Origin of the sequence: Bradyrhizobium sp. CCBAU 11361, from assembly GCF_028128935.1 — a bacterium.
Taxonomy (GTDB): Bacteria; Pseudomonadota; Alphaproteobacteria; order Rhizobiales; family Xanthobacteraceae; genus Bradyrhizobium; species Bradyrhizobium niftali.
The window spans coordinates 103,899-123,017 of the sequence record NZ_LBJZ01000197.1; the positions used below are offsets into that span (position 1 = coordinate 103,899).

At 65.2% G+C, this 19,119-nt stretch carries 20 protein-coding genes; 6 read left to right on the forward strand and 14 right to left on the reverse strand.

Translation table 11 applies throughout. From position 1 onward, the window contains the following. Positions 1-49: 49 nt before the first annotated feature. From XI08_RS38600 to XI08_RS38615, 4 genes are read right to left on the reverse strand one after another with little or no spacing between them, the layout of a single operon-like run. Positions 50-1,483: an amidohydrolase family protein gene (locus XI08_RS38600; RefSeq protein ID WP_271578440.1), complete on the reverse strand. Its 1,434-nt coding sequence runs from the start codon at positions 1,481-1,483 to the stop codon at positions 50-52. Between the two features lie 16 nt (positions 1,484-1,499). Then, positions 1,500-2,525: an ABC transporter substrate-binding protein gene (locus XI08_RS38605; RefSeq protein WP_271578441.1), complete on the reverse strand. Its 1,026-nt coding sequence runs from the start codon at positions 2,523-2,525 to the stop codon at positions 1,500-1,502. Between the two features lie 39 nt (positions 2,526-2,564). Beyond that, positions 2,565-3,341 carry an ABC transporter permease gene (locus tag XI08_RS38610; RefSeq protein WP_271578442.1) on the reverse strand — a complete coding sequence of 259 codons (777 nt, stop codon included), beginning with the start codon at positions 3,339-3,341 and terminating at the stop codon, positions 2,565-2,567. After that, positions 3,341-4,186, reverse strand: coding sequence for an ABC transporter ATP-binding protein (locus XI08_RS38615; RefSeq protein ID WP_271578443.1), 846 nt, complete (start codon positions 4,184-4,186; stop codon positions 3,341-3,343). The genes XI08_RS38610 and XI08_RS38615 overlap by 1 nt, the downstream gene beginning before the upstream one ends. A gap of 198 nt (positions 4,187-4,384) precedes the next feature. Between XI08_RS38615 and XI08_RS38620 the strand changes: the two genes are divergently transcribed. Beyond that, on the forward strand, positions 4,385-5,143 hold the full coding sequence (locus XI08_RS38620; RefSeq protein WP_027543212.1) for a GntR family transcriptional regulator: 759 nt from the start codon (positions 4,385-4,387) through the stop codon (positions 5,141-5,143). Here XI08_RS38620 and XI08_RS38625 read toward each other — a convergent pair. Beyond that, a complete protein-coding gene (locus tag XI08_RS38625; protein ID WP_271578444.1) occupies positions 5,140-5,556 on the reverse strand; it encodes a nuclear transport factor 2 family protein in 417 nt (138 codons plus the stop codon). The genes XI08_RS38620 and XI08_RS38625 overlap by 4 nt on opposite strands. A 162-nt stretch (positions 5,557-5,718) precedes the next feature. Between XI08_RS38625 and XI08_RS38630 the strand changes: the two genes are divergently transcribed. From XI08_RS38630 to XI08_RS38640, 3 genes are all read left to right on the forward strand, one after another. Continuing rightward, positions 5,719-6,960, forward strand: coding sequence for an amidohydrolase family protein (locus XI08_RS38630; RefSeq protein ID WP_271578445.1), 1,242 nt, complete (start codon positions 5,719-5,721; stop codon positions 6,958-6,960). Positions 6,961-7,039: 79 nt separating this feature from the next. Then, positions 7,040-8,245: an amidohydrolase family protein gene (locus tag XI08_RS38635; protein WP_271578446.1), complete on the forward strand. Its 1,206-nt coding sequence runs from the start codon at positions 7,040-7,042 to the stop codon at positions 8,243-8,245. Positions 8,246-8,420: 175 nt separating this feature from the next. Then, positions 8,421-8,723: a hypothetical protein gene (locus tag XI08_RS38640; protein WP_271578447.1), complete on the forward strand. Its 303-nt coding sequence runs from the start codon at positions 8,421-8,423 to the stop codon at positions 8,721-8,723. A gap of 12 nt (positions 8,724-8,735) precedes the next feature. Here the strand turns inward: XI08_RS38640 and XI08_RS38645 are convergent, their stop codons facing one another. The 7 genes from XI08_RS38645 to XI08_RS38675 form a co-directional block, all read right to left on the reverse strand. Beyond that, complete coding sequence (locus XI08_RS38645) at positions 8,736-9,659, reverse strand: DUF1932 domain-containing protein (protein WP_271578617.1); 924 nt, start codon at positions 9,657-9,659, stop codon at positions 8,736-8,738. After that, positions 9,656-10,525, reverse strand: a complete 870-nt coding sequence (locus XI08_RS38650; RefSeq protein ID WP_271578448.1) for a hypothetical protein — start codon at positions 10,523-10,525, stop codon at positions 9,656-9,658. Before XI08_RS38650 ends, XI08_RS38645 begins: the two co-directional genes overlap by 4 nt. 27 nt (positions 10,526-10,552) lie before the next feature. Further along, entirely contained in the window at positions 10,553-11,236 is a 684-nt protein-coding gene (locus XI08_RS38655) for a 4-carboxy-4-hydroxy-2-oxoadipate aldolase/oxaloacetate decarboxylase (protein ID WP_271578449.1), read from the reverse strand. Next, positions 11,233-11,946, reverse strand: a complete 714-nt coding sequence (locus XI08_RS38660; RefSeq protein ID WP_027517331.1) for a PIG-L deacetylase family protein — start codon at positions 11,944-11,946, stop codon at positions 11,233-11,235. Before XI08_RS38660 ends, XI08_RS38655 begins: the two co-directional genes overlap by 4 nt. A 67-nt stretch (positions 11,947-12,013) precedes the next feature. Beyond that, entirely contained in the window at positions 12,014-13,315 is a 1,302-nt protein-coding gene (gene dctA, locus XI08_RS38665; RefSeq protein ID WP_271578450.1) for a C4-dicarboxylate transporter DctA, read from the reverse strand. Further along, complete coding sequence (locus XI08_RS38670) at positions 13,312-14,196, reverse strand: amidohydrolase family protein (protein ID WP_271578451.1); 885 nt, start codon at positions 14,194-14,196, stop codon at positions 13,312-13,314. Before XI08_RS38670 ends, dctA begins: the two co-directional genes overlap by 4 nt. Before the next feature lie 29 nt (positions 14,197-14,225). Continuing rightward, positions 14,226-14,936, reverse strand: coding sequence for a TetR/AcrR family transcriptional regulator (locus XI08_RS38675; RefSeq protein WP_027543223.1), 711 nt, complete (start codon positions 14,934-14,936; stop codon positions 14,226-14,228). A 113-nt stretch (positions 14,937-15,049) separates the two neighbouring features. On the opposite strand from XI08_RS38675, the gene XI08_RS38680 reads away from it, so the two are divergent. Next, on the forward strand, positions 15,050-16,027 hold the full coding sequence (locus XI08_RS38680) for a tripartite tricarboxylate transporter substrate binding protein (protein ID WP_271578452.1): 978 nt from the start codon (positions 15,050-15,052) through the stop codon (positions 16,025-16,027). A gap of 167 nt (positions 16,028-16,194) precedes the next feature. Beyond that, positions 16,195-17,442: a DUF763 domain-containing protein gene (locus XI08_RS38685; RefSeq protein ID WP_271578453.1), complete on the forward strand. Its 1,248-nt coding sequence runs from the start codon at positions 16,195-16,197 to the stop codon at positions 17,440-17,442. Positions 17,443-17,465: 23 nt separating this feature from the next. Here the strand turns inward: XI08_RS38685 and XI08_RS38690 are convergent, their stop codons facing one another. Both XI08_RS38690 and XI08_RS38695 read right to left on the reverse strand, forming a co-directional pair. Beyond that, complete coding sequence (locus tag XI08_RS38690) at positions 17,466-17,699, reverse strand: hypothetical protein (RefSeq protein WP_271578454.1); 234 nt, start codon at positions 17,697-17,699, stop codon at positions 17,466-17,468. Between the two features lie 112 nt (positions 17,700-17,811). Then, positions 17,812-19,068 carry a cytochrome P450 family protein gene (locus XI08_RS38695; RefSeq protein WP_271578455.1) on the reverse strand — a complete coding sequence of 419 codons (1,257 nt, stop codon included), beginning with the start codon at positions 19,066-19,068 and terminating at the stop codon, positions 17,812-17,814. Between the last annotated feature and the right edge of the window lie 51 nt (positions 19,069-19,119).

Sequence of the window (19,119 nt, forward strand, 5' to 3'; positions counted from 1 at the left end):
AGCTATCGCGCTTTTATATACAACCTGGTCGAAGGGAGCCTCGGGCGCGCTACTGACAGGTCAGCTGCTGTTCGAACCAGCCGGCCAGTCGCTCCGACAGGGGCGGCCAGGTCCGCTGGAAGCCGGCGAGCCTGCCGACATTGGCGCGGTACATCCCCCGCAACTCCTGTTCGATGGCCGGCAGATCAACGCCGGCGCAGACCCCGTCCCTGACGATCGTCTTGCCTGCAACGACGACCTCTTTGACCAACGATGCGTTGCCGCGCGCGAACAGCAGCGCCATGGGATCGACGGGCATGATCCGGTCGCGATCGAGCCGGTCGAGATCGATCACGACATAGTCGGCGGGGTTGCCCGCAACGAGCTCGCCGCTCCCCGGCGCGCCGGTCGCGCAGCGCCCGTTGCGGATGGCGAGCGCGAACATCTCGGCTGGCGTCCATGTCGCCTTGAAGCCGAGGCCGCCATGGGCCATCTGCACCAGCCGCATCTCGCGCAGGATGTCGTCGTCCTCGTCCAGCGCCAGCCCGTCGACGCCGACCGCGATGGCGCAGCCGCATGCGTGCGCGGCGGCGATCGGGGCGAGCCCCGAGCGCAGATGCATGTTCGAGCTGAAATTGGTGACGATGCGCGCGCCGGAGGCCGCGATCATCGCCAGCTCATCGGAACGGGCGTGGATGCAGTGCGCCAGCGTCAGCCGCTTCGAGAGGAAGCCGATGTCGCGGAGCCACCGCACCATGTCCGGAAAGTTCTGGTCGGCCCAGGCACGCTGGTACACGGTCTCCAGCAGATGCATGTGAATGCGGCGGCCGGTCAGCGCCGAATTCTCGGCCACCGCCTCCAGCAGTGGCTTCGAGCACCATTGCACGCCCGCAGGCCCGAGCTGCACATCGACCATCGGGCCGGTGATGGCGGCGGCAATGGCATCGGTCAGCTCGATATAGGCCTTCGGCGACATCGGCGCGCGGACGAACAGCTCCTCGATGGTGTTGCGGTCGTCGCGCGAAAGACCGGAAAGCACCGGTTCAGCATCGCCGTACACGATCGGATTCTGGTCGCGCACCGCCATCGCAAAGGCGATGCGGATGCCGACGTCGGATGCAGCCCTCGCAACAGCCTTGGCTTCATCGAGCAAGGGCATCGTCCCGCTCGGGCGGGTGTAATGCACCATCATGGCGGCGCAGCCTGCCTTGGCCGACCGGGCCAGTGCGGACGCCGCGGTCAGATAGGGATCGACGGGCGTGCCGAGCACGGTCCGCAGGATCCAGCTTTCCAAGGGCAAGCCGACCGCGCCAAAGGACGAGGCGGTGGCGCGGGCATGATCGTGGGCGTTGACGAAGGCCGGAACGACGAAGGAGCGAGGACCGGGCTCCGCCCCTTCAGAGATACCGGTGATGACCCCGCCGTCGTGCCGCAGCACGACGTTGTCGCTGACGCCGCGGTCAGGGCCACGGAACAGGCTGGCTGCCGAAATCTCCGTGGCCATGACCGTCGCTCCACAATCAGTTGGCAGTATACACCAGCTCCCGCTCCGCGCGCGGCGGCAGGAATTCGCGCGAGAAAACCTCCGCCGGCGTCGGCGCGCGGGCGAGCTGGTAGCCCTCGACCACGATGCCGATGGCGCGCGTCATGCGGTCATCCTTGATGTCGCCGATGCCGATCTCCTTCATCTCCGCCGAGACGATCAGCTTCTCGAAGGAATATTGCAGCCGGCGCTTCTCGACGGCAACGTCGATCAGATTGTCGTAGTTCAGCGCGGCCTTCATGCCGGCGTTCTGGTCCTTGGCCACCGCGATCGCGCCCTTGTTGATGGCGCGAACGAGGCCGGCGACCGCCTTCGGGTTGGAGGCGAGCAGCTTCTTCGAGACCATCACGCCGTTGGAATAGAGGTCGAGGCCATACTCACCGAACGAGAACCACTTGAAGTCCTTGTCCGGGTCCTGGCGGTTGAGCACGAGGTTGAAGTAGCTGGTGATGTTGAAAACGAGCGCGGCGTCGATGTCGCCCTTGATCAGCATCGGCTCCTGGAGGTTCGGCGCCATGTTGGAGATCTTGATCTTCTCGGCGTCGAGCCCGTTCTTGCGGGTGAACACCGGCAGCAGGCGCGTCGTCGGCGTGCCCTGCGCGCCGCCGAGCGTATGGCCCTCGAAATCCTTGATGGTGTTGATGCCGCTGGTCTTCTTGGCGACGATCGCGAATGGCGGCTGGTTCCACATCATGTAGACCATGACGGGCGCGTCCTGCGGCTTGGTCGAGGCGTTCTGGATGATCGCGTTGACGTCGCCGAAGCCGGCATCATAGGCACCGGACATGACGCGCGTGACGGTGGCGCCTGAGCCTTCGCCCTGGTCGATCACCACGTTGAGGCCCTCTTCCTTGAAGAAGCCGTTGTCCTTGGCGTAGAAGAACGCGGCGTCGCTGCCTTGCGTCTTCCAGCCCAGCGTGAACTTGATCGTGGTGTCTTCGGCCATCGCGGCGCCCGTGGACAGGGCCAATCCCAGCAGCGCGGCAGTTACTCTTCTCAACATCGAGACCTCCTCAAGCTTCGTTGCGTGATGGTTTGAAAATCAGGTGGCGATCACGTCGTTCTTGCGCGTGGCCCAGCCGGTGACACGGCCTTCGATCAGCGAGAACACGGCGTAGAGAGCGACGCCGAGACCGGCGAGCACGAACAGGCCGGCGAACACCAGCGGCACGTTGAAATTCGAGGACGCGGTCATCATGACGTTGCCGATGCCACGATTGGAGGCGACGGTTTCCGACAGCACTGCGCCGACGAATGCGTAGGAAATCGCGACCTTCAGCGAGGCAAAGAAGAACGGCATGGTCCGGGGCAAACCGACGTTCCAGAGGATGTCGAACTTGCTGGCGCCGAGCGCCTTCAGCACGTCCTCGAGTTCGGGCTCGGTGGTCGCAAGACCCGTGGCGATGTTGACCACGATCGGGAAGAAGCAGATCGACAGCGCAGTCAGCACCGCCGGCACGGTGCCCGAGCCGAACCACAGCACGAAGATCGGCACCACCGCGACCTTGGGGATCGAGGAGAAGCCGATCAGCAGCGGGTAGCAGGTGTCATAAGCTGTTTTGGAGACGCCGATGATTGCGCCAAGGGCGACACCGAGCGCGACGCCAAGCACGAAGCCGAGCATGGTGGTGGCGAGCGTCTGCACGATATGCGGCCACAGCACCGGGAAGCGCTGGAACAAGGTCACGAACACCTGCGACGGGCGCGGCAGCACCAAATCCGACATGCCGGTCATCAGGCAGAACAGCTCCCAGGCGACGAAGAACAGCACGATCAGCCCCGCCGACCACGCCTTCTGTCTGATATCGATCCCGAACATCAGCCTGTCCTCTGCTCAGCCGCGCTGCGCGCATCCTCGATGAAGGCGCGCAGCTTCTGGTTCAGCGCGACGAAATCCGGCTCGAAGGTCATGGCAACGGTGCGCGGCCGGGCGAATTCGACGCGGCTGTCGTCGAGGATGCGGCCGGGACGCGCGCTCATCACGCAGATGCGGCCGGCGAGAAAACCGGCCTCGCGCAGATCGTGCGTCACCAGCAGCACGGTCGGCTTATGCGTCATCCAGAGATTTTGCAGGATCGCCCACAGCTCCTCGCGGGTGAACTGGTCGAGTGCGCCAAAGGGCTCATCGAGCAGCAGCAGGCGCGGCTCGTGGATCAGCGCGCGGCAGAGATTGGCGCGCTGGAGCATGCCGCCGGAGAGCTGCCAGGGATAGCGGCTGCCAAATCCCCTGAGCCCCACCTGCTCCAGCAGTGCATTGGCCTTGTCGCGGAATTCGCTCTTGCGCAGCCTGCGGAAGTTCGAGCGGAACGGCTCGACGATCTTCAGCGGCAGCATGATGTTCCGCTCGATCGTCATCCACGGCAGCATGGTCGGGTTCTGGAACGCCATGCCCACCCGCATCGCGCGCGCCGCGACCTCGCGGCCGCCGACGATGACGACGCCGCTGGTTGGCTGCACCAGCCCGCTGACGAGACGTAAGATGGTCGATTTGCCGCATCCGGACGGGCCGACCAGTGCGACAAACTCGCCGTCGGCGATCTTGAGCGTCGTCTTCGACAGAGCGGGCACGGCCCGGTCGCCGCGCCCGAACGTCACGGAGGCGTCCGACAGCTCGATGGCGGTCGCGGCGACGGGCTGGCCGTCAAACTGATCATTGGGTTGCATGCGTATCACGGGAAAAGTGCATGCAAGCTGAATGCCAGCGGCCAACCTCCGTGAAATCAACGGGCTAGCGAAACGCCGGGCCGGATGGCCGGATACGATTTAGGCAGCTTGAGCCCCAAACTGCATGCAATTGGAGCGATGGATTGTCGTCGCCCTGTGCTAAAGGAGCGATGACGATCCCACTCCAAGGATTCGCCGATGGCGGCGCGCGCAAGCAGCAAGACTTCAGAATCGTCGGACAAGGTCAGCGTGATCTGCCGCGCGCTCCGGCGCGCGATCATCGAGCAGGCGCTGGAGCCCGGGGCGAAGCTGCCGGAGGATGCACTCGGCGAGCGTTTCGGCGTCAGCCGCACCATTGCCCGCCACGCGCTGGGGCAACTCGCCGCCGAAGGCCTGGTCGAGCTCCGCCGCAATCGGATCGCGGTGGTCGCGACGCCGAGCTGGCAGGAGGCGCGCGATGCCTTCGACATCCGCATCGAGCTCGAACGGCTCGTGGTCCGCCAGCTTGCGGGCAAGCTGAGCAAGAGCCAGATCGCCGAACTGAACGCCCATGTCGATGCCGAGGACCGCGCGCGCGGCGGCACGGATGCGGTTTCGATCCGGCTCGCCACCGAATTCCACATCCTGCTCGCGCACATGACGAACAGTCCGATCCTGGTGCGCTATGTCAGCGAGGTCGCCTATCGCTGCTGCCTGACGCTTTCGCTCTACAGCCGCCCGCATTCGACCGAATGCGCCATCAACGAGCACCGCGCCATCATTGCCGCGCTAGCCAAGGGCGACGAAGCCAAGGTGATGGAATTGATGCACCATCACCTCGATTCCGTGGCCAATCGCGCACTGGTCGCCCCTGCCCCGCAGCGCGGCCGCGACCTGCTCGATATTCTCGCGCCCTATGCCGACGAGGTGACGAGCGATCGCGTCGTCAAGCTACCGAAGGTCGCCCGAAGAGGTTAAGCCTCGATCCCGCGCTGGACCAGGAGGCGCTCGGCGCTGTCGTTCCAGACGTCCATCTTCACGATCTGTCCGCCCCTCACGACGAAACGATCGACGTAGCGATTGCCCTCGAACGGCGTGCCGTCTATCCACTCGCCGTAGAGCGTGCCGACGCTGTAGACGACGGTCTCGTCCGCGCCGGAGCAGACGTCGAACCGGTCCATCTTCTTCTTGACCCAGCGATAGCGCTTGGCGTTGAAACCGGTCGGACCGCGCGGATGGTCGAACTCGCGGCCGCCTGTGAAGGTGATCACCGTGCCCGGCTTCATGTAGGCCGCAGCAGCGTCGGGATCGGGTATCATCGAGGCCGTCAGGTAAGCCTCGACAATCTCGGCGTCGGTCATCGGGCGTTCGGCTTTTGCGGGGGTGGACATGTCAGGTTCTCTTGGCAGGTTCTCCGGAAGCCCCGGCATACTACAATTCATGCCTCAAACTGCATGCATATTTTTTGGACAATTCGATGGCGGAACTGCACACAATCTGGAGCTGCCCGCTTCCGCCGCTTCCGCTAGGCTAACACACCCGAATATGACGCCATGACCACGCAGACCGCCTTCGACCTGATCTTCCGCAACGCGCTGTTGCGATCATCCGCCGCACCCGTCGATATCGGCGTGAAGGGCGGCCGCATCGCCGCGATCGAGCCCAAGCTTGCCTGCGAGGCGGTCGAGGTCGATGTCGGCGGACGCCTCACCCTGCCCGGCTTCGTCGACACCCACATCCATCTCGACAAGGCCTGCCTGCTTGGCCGCTGCGGGCACAATCACGGCAGCGTCTCGGAAGCCATCCGCGCCGTTGCCGGGATGAAGAAGGATTTTACCGTCGAGGACGTCTACGCGCGCGGCGCTCGCGTGCTGGAGCGGGCCATCGTGCACGGCACGACGCGTATGCGTACCCATGTCGAGATCGACCCGCGCATCGGCTTACGCGGCTTCGAGGCGATCAAGTCGCTCAAGCGCGACTACGCCTGGGCGATCGACCTCGAACTCTGTGTCTTCCCGCAGGAGGGCCTGACCAACGATCCCGGCGCCGAGGAGCTGCTGATCCAGGCGCTGCGCGACGGCGGCGAGGTCATCGGCGGCTGTCCCTATATGGACACCGACCCGAACGCGCATCTCGCGCGCATCTTCGATCTCGCGCAGGAATTCGAGGTCGATGTCGACCTCCATCTCGACTTCGACCTCGATCCGTCCTGGTGGCACCTCGACGAAGTCTGCCGGCAGACCGAGCGGCGCAACTATCAGGGGCGCGTCGCGATCGGCCATGCCACGAAACTCTCGGCCTTGCCCCCGGAGCGGCTGAAAGCCGCCACCGCGCAATTGGCAAAAGCCGGCGTTGCCGTCACCGTGCTGCCCGCGACCGATCTCTATTTGATGGGTCGCGAGGCCACCCACAACGCGCCGCGCGGGCTCACGCTCGCGCACAAGCTCGCGGGCGACGGCGTGCTGTGCTCGGTCGCGACCAACAACGTGCTCAATCCCTTCACGCCCTTCGGCGACGCCTCGCTGCTGCGGATGGCGAATTTCTATGCCAACGTCGCCCATGCCTCCGTGAGCGACTTCGAGATCTGCCTCGATCTCGTGACCGAACTGCCGGCACGGCTGATGAACCTCGGCGATTACGGCATCAAGGTCGGTAATCCCGCCGATCTCATCGTGCTCGACACGCAAGACGGCCGCTTCGCCATCGCCGAGCTCCCCGATGTCATGATGGGCTTCAAGGCTGGCCGGCAAACTTTTGAGCGGCCGCGGCCCACTCTGTTCAGCCCCGGACGCTGAGCAGCTCTCGCCTTCCCACGCCTTGCGCCCGCTCCGCGGCCCGCGCAACACTCGGCAAATCGTCCAACGGAGGAACCGGATGGCCTTCGACACACTCTTCCTGAACGCACGCTTCGACGGCGGCGCCCGACATCACATCGCGGTCAAGGATGGCCGTATCGCCGCGATCACGTCCGTTGACCAGCCACCCGCCGGTGCCGAGACGATCGATCTCAAGGATGCCCTTGTCGTTCCCGGCTATGTCGAGGGTCACATCCATCTCGACACAAGTTTCTATGGCGACGCCTGGCGTCCGCACAAGCCATGCACCGACGGGTTCAACGTGCATGAACGCGTCGCCTTCCAGGCCGAGAATATGGCCGAGGCCGCGCCGATGGACGTGCGGGCGCGCAACCAGCTCGATCTCTGTATCGGGCACGGCACGACGCAGATGCGCAGCCATGTCATGGTGGACGGCTCGGTCGGCCTGAAATCGCTCGAGACGATCCTGCGCGTGCGCGAGGAGTACAAGGGCCTGATCGACATCCAGCTCGTCGCCTTTCCCCAGAGCGGAATCCTGTCGAGCCCGGGCACGCCGCAGCTGCTCGACGAGGCCATCCGCCTTGGCGCCGACCTCGTCGGCGGGCTCGATCCCGCGAGCTTCGATCGCGACGTCGAAAGGCATCTCGACGTCGTGTTCGGCGTCGCCAATAGGCACGGCGTCGATGTCGACATCCATCTGCACGACATGGGCACATTGGGCGCCTTCGAGATCGAGCAGATCGCGGCGCGCACGCGCGCGCTCGGCATGGAGGGACGCGTCGCAGTCAGTCACGCTTACGGACTCGGCGACATCTCGCCAGATTACCTCAGGAAGATCGCCGATGTTCTCGCCCGCTCCGGCGTCGCGATCATGACCAACGCGCCGGGCGCGCGGCCGTTTCCGCCGATCCTCGCCTTGCGCAACGCCGGCGTAACCGTGTTCAGCGGCAACGACAACATTCGCGATTCCTGGTGGCCCTATGGCGACGGCGACATGCTGCGCCGGGCCACGACGCTCGGCTACCGCTCCGGCTTCAACATCGACGAGGAACTGCGCGCCGCGTTCGACGTCGTCACCGCATCAGGCGCAAAGGCGCTCCGGCTCGAAGGCTACGGGCTGCGAATCGGCGCGAAGGCCGATTTCGTGGCGCTGGATGCGGAACACGTTCCCGAGGCCGTCGTCGCGGTGCCGCAAGGGCGCTCCGTCTACAAGGACGGCAGGCTCGTCGCCGCGAACGGCAGGATGGTAGGGAAATCCGGCTGACGACCGGCCGCTTTCCGTTCGATGTTACCGCCAAGCTTTCTCAAATTCCGAATACGGTAGAATCCCGGATAGTAGATTCTCTCCGATTCCCGATAGGTGCGCGCATTGCAAGTCCCGCGGTGCCGGTCATAGTAGGGCCTGCACTGAAGTCTGCATTCTACGGGGAAGCATGGACATGTTCAGCGCATTCAGCAGCCATTCCGTTCGAGCGAGAACACCGAGCGAGATCGCCGTGAAGCGGCTCGACGGCATCGGGCACGTGCTGTCGGACCTCGATCTCGCTGATGTCCAGACTCAGGATGACCTGACACGTGCGCTCATGACGCTCGACACCGCCGACAAGTGCATTCGGGCGATCCGCGCGGAATTCCGGACTGAAGCTGCGAGCGACCGGCTGGTCCGCAAGGCCGAAAGCCTGATGGAATTGATCGAACGCGCCCGCGACGAGCTCACGGGCTGTCGCGCGGCAGTGTCCTGAGCCGGCGTCGCCCTACTTCGCGCGATTGATCTTCGCCAGGATGCGGTCGGCCTCGATGCGCCAGTCGGCGCTGCGCGCAAACTCCCCGGTGCCCCTGATGCCGAACAACCCTTCGTCGGCGAGATCGGCGACCCAGGCCTGCCGTTCGGCAGTGCCCTGCGCCGACCACGGCGTCAGCCCCGCCTCGCGCACCGTCTCGGCGACCTCGCGCACCTCCTCCGCGCGGCGACGGCCGTGCTCGATCACGCGCTGGAAGAAATAGGCACCCTGCTTCTCCCAATTGATCGCGGGAAAGGTTTCCGCAAGCGAGGCCAGCACGGCATCCTCCACGCCATAGGCGCGCGCGGTGGTGAAACTCTCGATGACCATGGCCTCGAGGCCCTTGATCATGATGCTGCGGCACATCTTCACCGCGGAGGACACACCGAGCTTGTCGCTGGCGACCTTCGCGGCAAAACCGATCGCGTTCAGAAGCGGCTCCAGCTCTTTCGCGCCGGGCCCGCCGAGCAGCAGCGGCACCTTGATGCGATACGGCGGCACCGAGGTCATCACGGCGCCCTCGACATAGCGCCCCGCAGCGCCGTCGATCAGCGCGGCAGCACGCTGCTTGGCACCGGGAGACGCCGAATTGAAATCGAGGAACCAGGTGCCCTGATTGATCGCGGCAGCGCAGGCCTTTGCGACCGGCACGGCCTGGCTCGCCGTGACCGCAGAGATGATGAAATCGGATTTCGCGGTCAACTCGGCGTGAGAGGCCGCAAGGCCGACGCCGAATTTCGCTGCATGCTCCTTCAGCGCACCATCCTGCTCACTACCGAGCTTGATGTCATAGGCGGCAACCTTGATGTCCTGCTGGCGCAAATCTTCGGCCAGGATCCTACCGACCTCGCCGTAGCCGACCAGCCCGACCTGCCATCGTCTCGGATCTGACATCAGTTCAATCCTCGTGTCGTCTCGTCGAACAGCTCCTCAACCGCATAGCGGCGCGGGATCAGTGCCTGCTGGAATGCGTAGTCGACGATCAGCTCCAACGGTTTTCGGTTGGCTTCGACCCCGAACGGGACGAGGTCGGGCGTCGCCGCAGGCCCCACCTGCTCCTTGTTCCGCTTGAGCAGATCATAGACGCCTGCAACCACATCGGGGCGTGACTTCGCGAGCGTCTCGGTCACGACCACGAGATGATTGACCGGCACGACACCGCGCCGGGCGTACCATGTGGCAGCCTCCGCGGCCGGATCGGGGAATAGCGGCTTCAACCTGGGATTATCAGAGGTCTCTCCGAGGACGGCATCGAGCTCGCCGTCAATCAGCATCTGCAAGATCTTCTTGTCCTTCGGCGCGCGCTCGGTGGCGTCGACATATTCGGCAACATGCGGATCCTCGAAGGTGACCCAGCGGATCTTGTCGAGATTGACACCGCAATCGTTGGCGAGAATGCCCCTGATCCAGGCGCCCGTCGTCGTCGTGAAGGAGCGGATGCCGACGCGCTTGCCTTCGAGATCGCCCGGCCCAAGCGTTCCCCGTTCCGGATTATAGAGCGCATAAGAATGCTGGAAGCGGCCGAGCATGGTCGCCGGCAGCAGCACCAGCGGCTTGCCGTGGGCCTTCGCCATCAGATAGGTGACGATCGCCATCTCGCAGACATCGAACGCCTGCTCGCGCACCATCGGCTTGAACGCCGTGTTGGTCGGCGTGTACGCGATGAAGTCGAGATCGAAGCGGTCGGAGCGGAGCTCGCCGCTCTTCACCGCCTGGACATGAGGATGACTGCCGAGCACGGCCTTCAGCTTGAGACGATCCATCCGCCCGCTCCGCTTCTGTTGTCCCGCTCAGACGTCCTCGGGATTATCGACATAGACGAGCCCGGCTTTCGCCAGCGCTTCGCGCATGCTGTACATATCGAGGCCGAGCTCCCCCGAGGCCAGCCGCTTGCGCTTGCCGCCTTCATCCGCGTTGCGCGTCTTCGCCTTCTCGGCGACTTCGGCGGCATAGCGCTTCCGCACCACCACGACGCCGTCGTCATCGGCGACGATGATGTCGCCGGGATCGACGTTGACACCGGCGCAGACCACGGGGACGTTGACCGAGCCGAGTGTGGCCTTGACGGTGCCCTTGGCCGAGACCGCGCGCGACCACACCGGAAACTTCATCTCGTGCAGCGCTTTGACGTCGCGGCAACCGGCATCGATGATCAGCCCCTGCACGCCGCGCGCCTGCAGCGAGGTGGCGAGCAGCTCGCCGAACATGCCGTCGGTATTGTCGGAGGTGCAGCCGACGACGAGGATGTCGCCTTTCCTGCACTGCTCGACCGCGACATGGATCATCCAGTTGTCGCCGGGCTGTGCCAGCACGGTGACGGCGGGACCGGCAATCGCCGCGCCGGACCAGACCGGTCGCAGATAAGGCTTCATCAGGCCGATGCGGCCGTAGGCCTCGTGCACGGTCGAGACGCCGTACTCCGCCATTCCGGCGGGATCGGCTCGCTCAATGTTGCGAACGACGACCGGCTTCATGCCAGCTCCTCCGCAACCGTCGGAAACAGCCGCTGATAGGCCTCGCCATAGGTCATGGGGACGCCGGTGTTGCGGCTGCCCTGGATGCCGCGGTTGAGCGCAACGCGCTCGTAATAGCCCCAGAGATGCTTTTGCGCGGCGAGGATCTGGAACGCCTCGTACTTCTCCTTCCAGACCTCGTCTATCTTGAGGAGCAGGTCGGGCTTGTAGTTGCACTGCTCCGGCTGGTGCGGCTCGAACAGGAACACCGGCGGCGCCGAGTACTTGTACTGCGCGCCGGGCTTGTGGCCCATGGCCTGCGCGACCACGCGGGTCTCCTGCGCGAAATGCGCGGCGTTCGGATGGTCGAAGTTGTAGGGGTCTTCCAGCGCATGCGTCAGCACGAAGCTCGGATTGAGCTCGCGATAGATGTCGACCATGCGGTCGAAATGCGCTTCCGTCAGCTTCAGCGGATAGTCGCCGCAGTCGAAGAACTCGATCTCGGCGCCGAGCAGCTTTGCCGCCCGCTCCGCCTCGTCCTTGCGGCCGGCCTTGACCGATTCCAGCGTCGCGCCCTTCTCCTTCCAGGCGAACTGGCTCTCGCCGCGCTCGCCGAAGGACATGCAGACGATCTTCATGCGATAGCCCTTCTTCGCATGCAGCGCGATGGCGCCGCCGGCGCGCCAGACGAAGTCGCCCGGATGGGCCGTGATCACGAGACCTGTTTTCATGGGACGGACTCCCCTCTCTCATTCGTCAGCATCATAGGCCGCCCGGCTCACGCAGGCAGCCAATTCATCAGGCCGTGATGGCCGCTTGTTCCTCGCCGTCGAGCACGCGCCGCAAGCGCTCGCCGTCGAGCGCGCCTTCCCATTTGGCAATCGCGATGGTCGCAACCGCGTTCCCGATCAGATTGGTCGGCGTCAGCCCCTGCGACATCAGGCGATGGATGCCGAGCACCAGCGCGACGCTCGTCACCGGAATGCTGCCCGTGGCCGACAGTGTCGCCGCCAGCACAACGAACGCGGCACCCGCGATTCCCGCCGCGCCCTTGGAGGTCACCAGCAGGATCAGCAGCAGCTCGACCTGCTCGGCAAGCCCGAACGGCGTGTTGGTCGCCTGCGCCAGGAACACCGAGGCCGCGGCGAGGTAAAGGCAAGTGCCGTCGAGATTGAAGGAATAGCCGGTCGGGATCACGAGGCCGACCACGCTCTTCTCGCAGCCCGCCTTCTCCAGCTTGGTCAGCATCCGCGGCAGCACCGTCTCGGACGAGGTCGTGGCGATGCAGATCAGCAGCTCTTCCCAGATGTAGCGGATCAGCTTGAGCAGCGAGAAACCGCACAACCGCGCGACGGGCCCAAGCGCCACGACGATGAAGATCACGCAAGTGAGATAGAAGCCGCCCAGCAGCTTGCCGAGCGAGGCCAGCGAGCCGACGCCGAACTTGCCGACCGTGAAGGCGATGGCGCCGAACGCGCCGATCGGCGCCGCCCACATCACGAAGCCGACGACGGCGAACACCATCCTGGCGGCGATGTCGATCAGATGCACCAGCGGCGCGGCGCGCTCGCCGAGCTGGACCAGTGCGAAGCCGCACAGCACGGAGATAAACAGCACCTGGAGGATGTTGCCCTCGGCAAACGCGCCGATGAACGTGGCGGGCACGATGTTCATCAGGAACGGCACGAAGCCGATCGCACCGGTCTGCTTGACATAGGGCTCGATCGCGCTGGCATTGATGCTGGCGGGATCGATGTTCATGCCGATTCCGGGCTTGAGCAGATTGACCGCGATGAGACCGATGATCAGCGCAATCGTGGTCATGACCTCGAAATAGACGATCGCCTTGACCGCGACGCGCCCGACCCGTGCCATGTCGGCCATATGGGCGATGCCGTGCACGACGGTGCAGAAGATGATCGGCGCGATCAGCATCCGGATCGCCTTGATGAAGGCATCCCCAAGCGGCTGCATCTTGGCGCCCGCTTCGGGGTTGACGATCCCAAGCGCAATGCCGGCCGCCATGGCGATGAGCACCTGGATCCAGAGCTCCTTCCACCAGGCGCGGCTGCGCGGCTTGTCGATCGCCAGCGCCGTCATTGATCGAACTCGAACAGGCGCGCGGGGTTGTCGACGAGGATCTTCTGCTGGAATTCCGGCTCCGGCACGAATAGCGGGATCAGGTCGACGAGGTCGCCGTCATTCGGCATCACCTTGACGTTGGGATGCGGCCAGTCGGTGCCCCAGATGACGCGGTCAGGCGCGGTCTCGACGATTTCTCGCGCGAACGGCACGGCATCCGTAAACGGCGGACCGGCCGAGGACACGCGCTCGGACCCGCAGATCTTCACCCAGCACTTCTCGTCGCGCTGCATCAGCTCGATCAAAATCTTGAACGGCAGCTGGTCGAGCCCCTCCGCCGCCTTCACCCGCCCCATGTGGTCGATGGTGTAGCTCAGCGGCAGCCTTGTCAGCATGTCCGCATATTCAGGCAGGTCGATCGCATCGAAATGCAGGTCGATGTGCCAGCCGAGCGGCGCGACCATCGCGATGATGCGGTTGAACACGCGCTTGTCGGGGACACCGCCGAGATGGCGGACGAAATTAAAGCGGCAGCCGCGAAAACCGCCCTCGTGCAGAATGTGAAGCCCGCGTTCGGTGATGGTGTCGTCGATATTGGCGACCGCGCGGTAGGCACCATTGCTCAGCGCGATCGCATCGAGCGCGACCGTATTGTCGGTGCCGTGCACGCTGGCATTGACGATGACCGCGCGCTCGACGCCGAGCTTGGCATGCAGCGCACGGAAATCCTCCAGCGGCGCATCCGGCGGGGTGTAGGAACGGTCAGGCGCATAGGGGTATTTCGCGCCGGGCCCGAAGATGTGGCAATGCGCGTCGCAGGACAGCTTTGGCAGCTTGAACTTCGGCGTGCGCGTGTTCGGATCGGGCGGCGGAATGGTCGGCGTGTACATCATCGTCATCACTTAACCGCCGAGCGAGCTCGCTTCTTTCAGGTCTTGCTGCTGACGACCGGCCGCCGCCGTACCGGCGCGGCCTGATCGAGCGCCGGGGCCTGGAACGCGGCGACGGTGGCCTGCACCAGTTGCTCGATGGCGCTGGCGGCATCGCTGCCGTCGGCCTCGCCGCGCGACAGGCGCGAGACACGGTCCGGCGTCACCAGCGAGTAATAGAGCGCGCCGAGCAGGAAGTGGCTGCGCCAGACGATATCGGTCCGCGGAATATGCGGCAGGCTCTCGTGGACCGCGTCGATGAAGGCGTGGCTGGTATCGTCAAAGGTCTGCGCGATGATCTTTCGCGCGACCTCGTTGCCTTCGGCCGACATCACGGCGCGCAGCCGCGTGAAGCGCGCCCCGCCCCCGGCGAGGTCGCTGCCCGAGGTGAAAGCCGGCACCACATAGGCGCGCACCACCGCCTCAAGCCGATCCTGGAGATCGCGCACGCGCTTGGCGGCGGCGAGCAGCTCGGAGCGACGCAGATTCATCGGCCCGCAATGGCGCCGGTAGATCTCCAGCAGCAGGCCGTCCTTGGTCTTGAAATGATAGGTCACGCTGCCGGGATTGGCCCCGGCGGCCTGTGCGATATCGCGCACCGACACGGCATTGAAGCCGTTGGTGGCGAACAGCTCCTCGGCCGCGGCGAGGATCGCCTCGCGCATGTTCGGCTTGCGGGCCGTTTCCTTGCTGGTGGGCTTGCGTACCATGTGATTTGTACTATCGTACAAAAGATCAGGTCTCGTCAACAAAAACCATGGGCAGCGTCCGGACGGCTTCGAGACCGCCATACGCGCGCAAACGCCCTCTAGGAGTGCTGGGAATGCTGGGTTTGAACAAGACAATCGGCGGTTTGATGCTGGGTGCCGGCCTGCTGCTGGGCGGCACCGCACAGGCCGCCGACAATTACCCGAGCAAGCCGGTCCATATCCTCGTGCCCTACGCGGCGGGCGGCGCCGTCGACGTGCTCGCGCGTACGCTCGGCCAGGCGCTGGCCAAGACCTGGGGCCAGCAGCCGGTGATCGACAACCGTCCTGGCGCCGGCGGCATCGTCGCCTCGCAGGCGCTGACGCAGGCCGCGCCGGACGGCTACACGCTGATCCTGGTCGCGAGCGGCCATCCGCTCAACCAGTTCATCTATCCGAGCGTGCCCTATGACACGTTCAAGGATTTCACCGCGATCACCGAAGTCGCCTCCTCGCCGCTCGCAATCGTGGTGGCGAAGGACAGCCCCTACAAGACGCTCGGCGATCTCCTGGCTGCGGCAAAGAAGGAGCCGGACAAGCTCTCCTACGGCATGTCCGGCAACGGCACGTCCGCGCATCTCGCCGGCGAGCTGCTCAAACACATGTCCGGCACCAGGATCGTCGCGATCCCCTACAAGGGCGGCGCGCCGGCACTGACCGCTGTCATCGCCGGCGAGATCCCGCTCAGCATCAACCCGCTGGCGGAAGCCATCGGCCAGCTCGAGGGTGGCCCGGTGCGCGCGCTCGCGGTGACCTCCGCTGAACGCTCGAAGGCGCTGCCGGATGTTCCGACCATCGCCGAGGCCGGCGTATCAGGCTACGATGTTTCGGTCTGGTGGGGCGTTCTTGGGCCGGCCAAAATGCCGGCGGAGATCGTGTCCAAGCTCGAGACCGACCTCAAGGCCGCGCTGCAAGACCCCAGCGTGCTGTCGACGCTCGGCAAGATCGGCGCCGCTCCGGTCGGCTCCTCCGCCAAGGATTTCGACGCCTACATGCACGCCGAGGCGACCAAATGGGAGCCGGTGCTGAAAGCTGCCAACATCCGCGCGCAGTAGGGCTCTTCTGAGGCCCCATCTGGACGCCTAGCGTGCACCGCCCTGCTTGCGGTCGCACTCGTCAGCCTGCTCGGCGCGCCCCGCGCGCGCCGAAGGCGAAGCAAAGCTGCACAACGCTGTATTCCCTCGGTGCAACCGCCGCCGAATTGCGCTAATTTGCGCCGAGCATGACTCGACGAACCGGCAGCGCCGATCTTCCCCTCCACACCGGACGGGTTCCGCCGTGGCTCGCGAGCCGCATGGCCTCGCTTGGCGCGATCGTCACGCAGGCGATCGTGCATCATTACGGCCGCGATGCGTTCCTCCAGCGGCTGTCGCATCCGTTCTGGTTCCAGTCGTTCGGTGCCGTGATGGGAATGGACTGGCATTCCTCGGGGATCACCACCTCCGTGATCGGCGCGCTGAAGCGCGGGCTCGGCCCGCTGCAGGACGAGCTCGGGATCTATGTCTGCGGTGGCCGGGGCCAGCATTCGCGCAAGACGCCGGACGAGCTGTTGCAGCTCGGCGAGCGCGTCGGCTTCGACGGCGTAAAGCTCACTCGCGCCAGCCGGCTGGTCGCGAAGGTGGACAGCGCGGCCGTGCAGGACGGATTCCACCTCTATCTCCATGGCTTCTTCGTCACGACCGACGGCAAGTGGACGGTGGTGCAGCAGGGCATGAACGGCGACAAGCGGCAGGCCCGCCGCTATCACTGGCATTCCGAAGCCTTGAAGAGTTTCGTCGACGCGCCGCACAGCGCGATCGACGGGCCGCAGCAGGGCGAGATCGTCAATCTCACCGACCACCGCGCCGACATCTCGCGCAGCGCGCAGCTCGAACTCCTCGGCGATCTCGGCCCCGATCGCATCGTCGCCGAATTCGAACGGCTCACCGGGACCGAGCCCGCGCAAGCGATGCTGCCGCATCTGATCATGCCCGCGCATCACGATATCAGGCCCAAGGACGTGTTCGCGCGGCGGCTGCACGGTACGCTCGCTGCCGCCGCCGAGCGTGGCCCGGTCGACTTCCCGGAGCTGCTGCTGACGCCGGGCGTCGGCGCCCGCACGGTGCGTTCGCTGGCGATGGTGGCCGAGGTCGTGCACGGCGCCCCCTATCGCTTCAACGATCCCGCCCGCTTCTCGCTCGCTCATGGCGGCAAGGACCGGCACCCCTACCCCGTCCCGATCAAGGTCTATGACGAGACGATCCGCGTGCTGAAGGGCGCGATCCAGAACGCAAAACTCGGGCGCGAAGAAGAGATGCAGGCGCTCAAACGTCTCGACGACCAGGCGCGGCGGCTGGAGCGGACCGCGCGTGGACCGTCGGTCGAGGCTTACATCGCCGGCGAGCGTGCGGCCTCTCCCGATCTCGACGGCCGCTCCGTATTCGGCTGGGAGCGCGATCTCGTCGCTTCGAAGAAATCGACCGGCTCCTGAAGCTGTCGCTGAAGGGCTGTCGCCTAGTCTTCAGCCGCCTCGTCGTCGCGCAGCCGGTTGGCCGAATGATCCTGATACTGCTCCGTCTGGATGAACTTTCCGTCCATGCCGCGAATGTCGGAATGTTGCGCCTTGTCGCGGTTCGACAGGATCATGTTGTCGCCGACCTTGTCCTTTGCGATGTCAGTAAGTGCGCCGGTCCCCGCGCCCTTGCCATGCGCGCCTGATCCGATATGCGTCTTGCCGCCGTTGGGCATGGATTGCTCCCTTGCTGTTGCGTGAATTGGGGCAACGCCTGCGCGACGGAGATTGTTTCGCGCTTCACGCAAGTTGATGCGCGCCATTGTTCCCGGCACGGCGTGCGCGGTGTCAGTCTGCCAGCAACGGCTCGGCTGCGGCACCACGGATCGGCCGGCGGTTCCCGCCGGCAACGACAGGCAATCGCGCGATCGCACGCATACCCGGACGCTTGCGCCAGTGGATTTGCGCGGGGTCGACGGCGAGCTCGAGTTTCGGCCATCGCGCAAGCAGCGCCTGCAATGCGCAACTCGCCTCGATCCGCGCAAGCTGGTGGCCGAGACAGAAATGAATTCCCGTTCCGAACGACATGTGGCGGTTCGGCTTGCGCGTGAGGTCGAGCCGCTCCGGCTCGTCGTGCACCGCCGGATCCATGTTCGCCGCAGCGAGCATGGCCATGACGCGGTCGCCTTTCTTCAGCCGTACGCCCGCAAGCTCGACGTCCCGCCGCAGATAGCGCGGCTTGGAAAACTGCACCGGCGAGACGAAGCGCAGGAATTCCTCGACGGCGAGCGAGATGCGGCTCCAGTCCTCCTCCAGCCAGTCGCGCAAGCCCGGATTCCTGAGCAGCTCGTAGACCGAGCCGCTGATCAGATGCGTCGTGGTCTCCGAGCCTGCCGCGAGCAGTAGGAACACCATCGACACCATTTCGTCCGGCGAGATCTGGCCGCCCTCGCGCTCGACCTGGACCAGTTCGGCGATCAGGCCCTCGCCGCCCTGTACGCGCGCGATCTGCAGCTGCTGCTCGAGGTAGGCGCGCATCTTGCGGAGCGCGAACAGCAGGCGGAAGAAGCTGACGACATTCGTCAGCGAGGACATCCTATTGGCCCAGTCGATGAATCTTGGGCGATCGGCCGCAGGCAGGCCCAGCAATTCGCAGATCACCGACACCGGCAGGATGCGGGCGTATTGCTGGACGAGGTCGGCGGGGCTACCATCGGCAAACAGGTCGTCCGCCAAACCGTCGGCGATGGCACGAATGCGCGGCTCCATCGCGACGATCGCGCGGCGGCGGAATGCTTCGTCCACGATACTGCGCAGCCTCGTGTGATCCGGCTCGTCCAACGTCAGCATGTTGTTGGCGACGGTCGTGACAAGCTTCGGCATCCACCAGCGCAGGCCGGCGAGTTTGCCGTCCCCCGTGCGCAGCGTGAAGGTGGTGCCGTCCTTCAGGACCTCAGCGGTGGCGTCATGCGTGGTGGTGATCCAGACATCGCCGACGAGAGGAAATCGCGTCGCAACCACGGGGCCGGACGCGCGCAGTGCTGCGATCGCCGTGGGCGGATCGCGGAAGAAGGCCTCGCTGGTGAGATCGAGGCGCGGTGTCATGGGATCACCGGAGTGGTTGGTGGCGCCTCAACCAGATGGTACGCGCGAGCC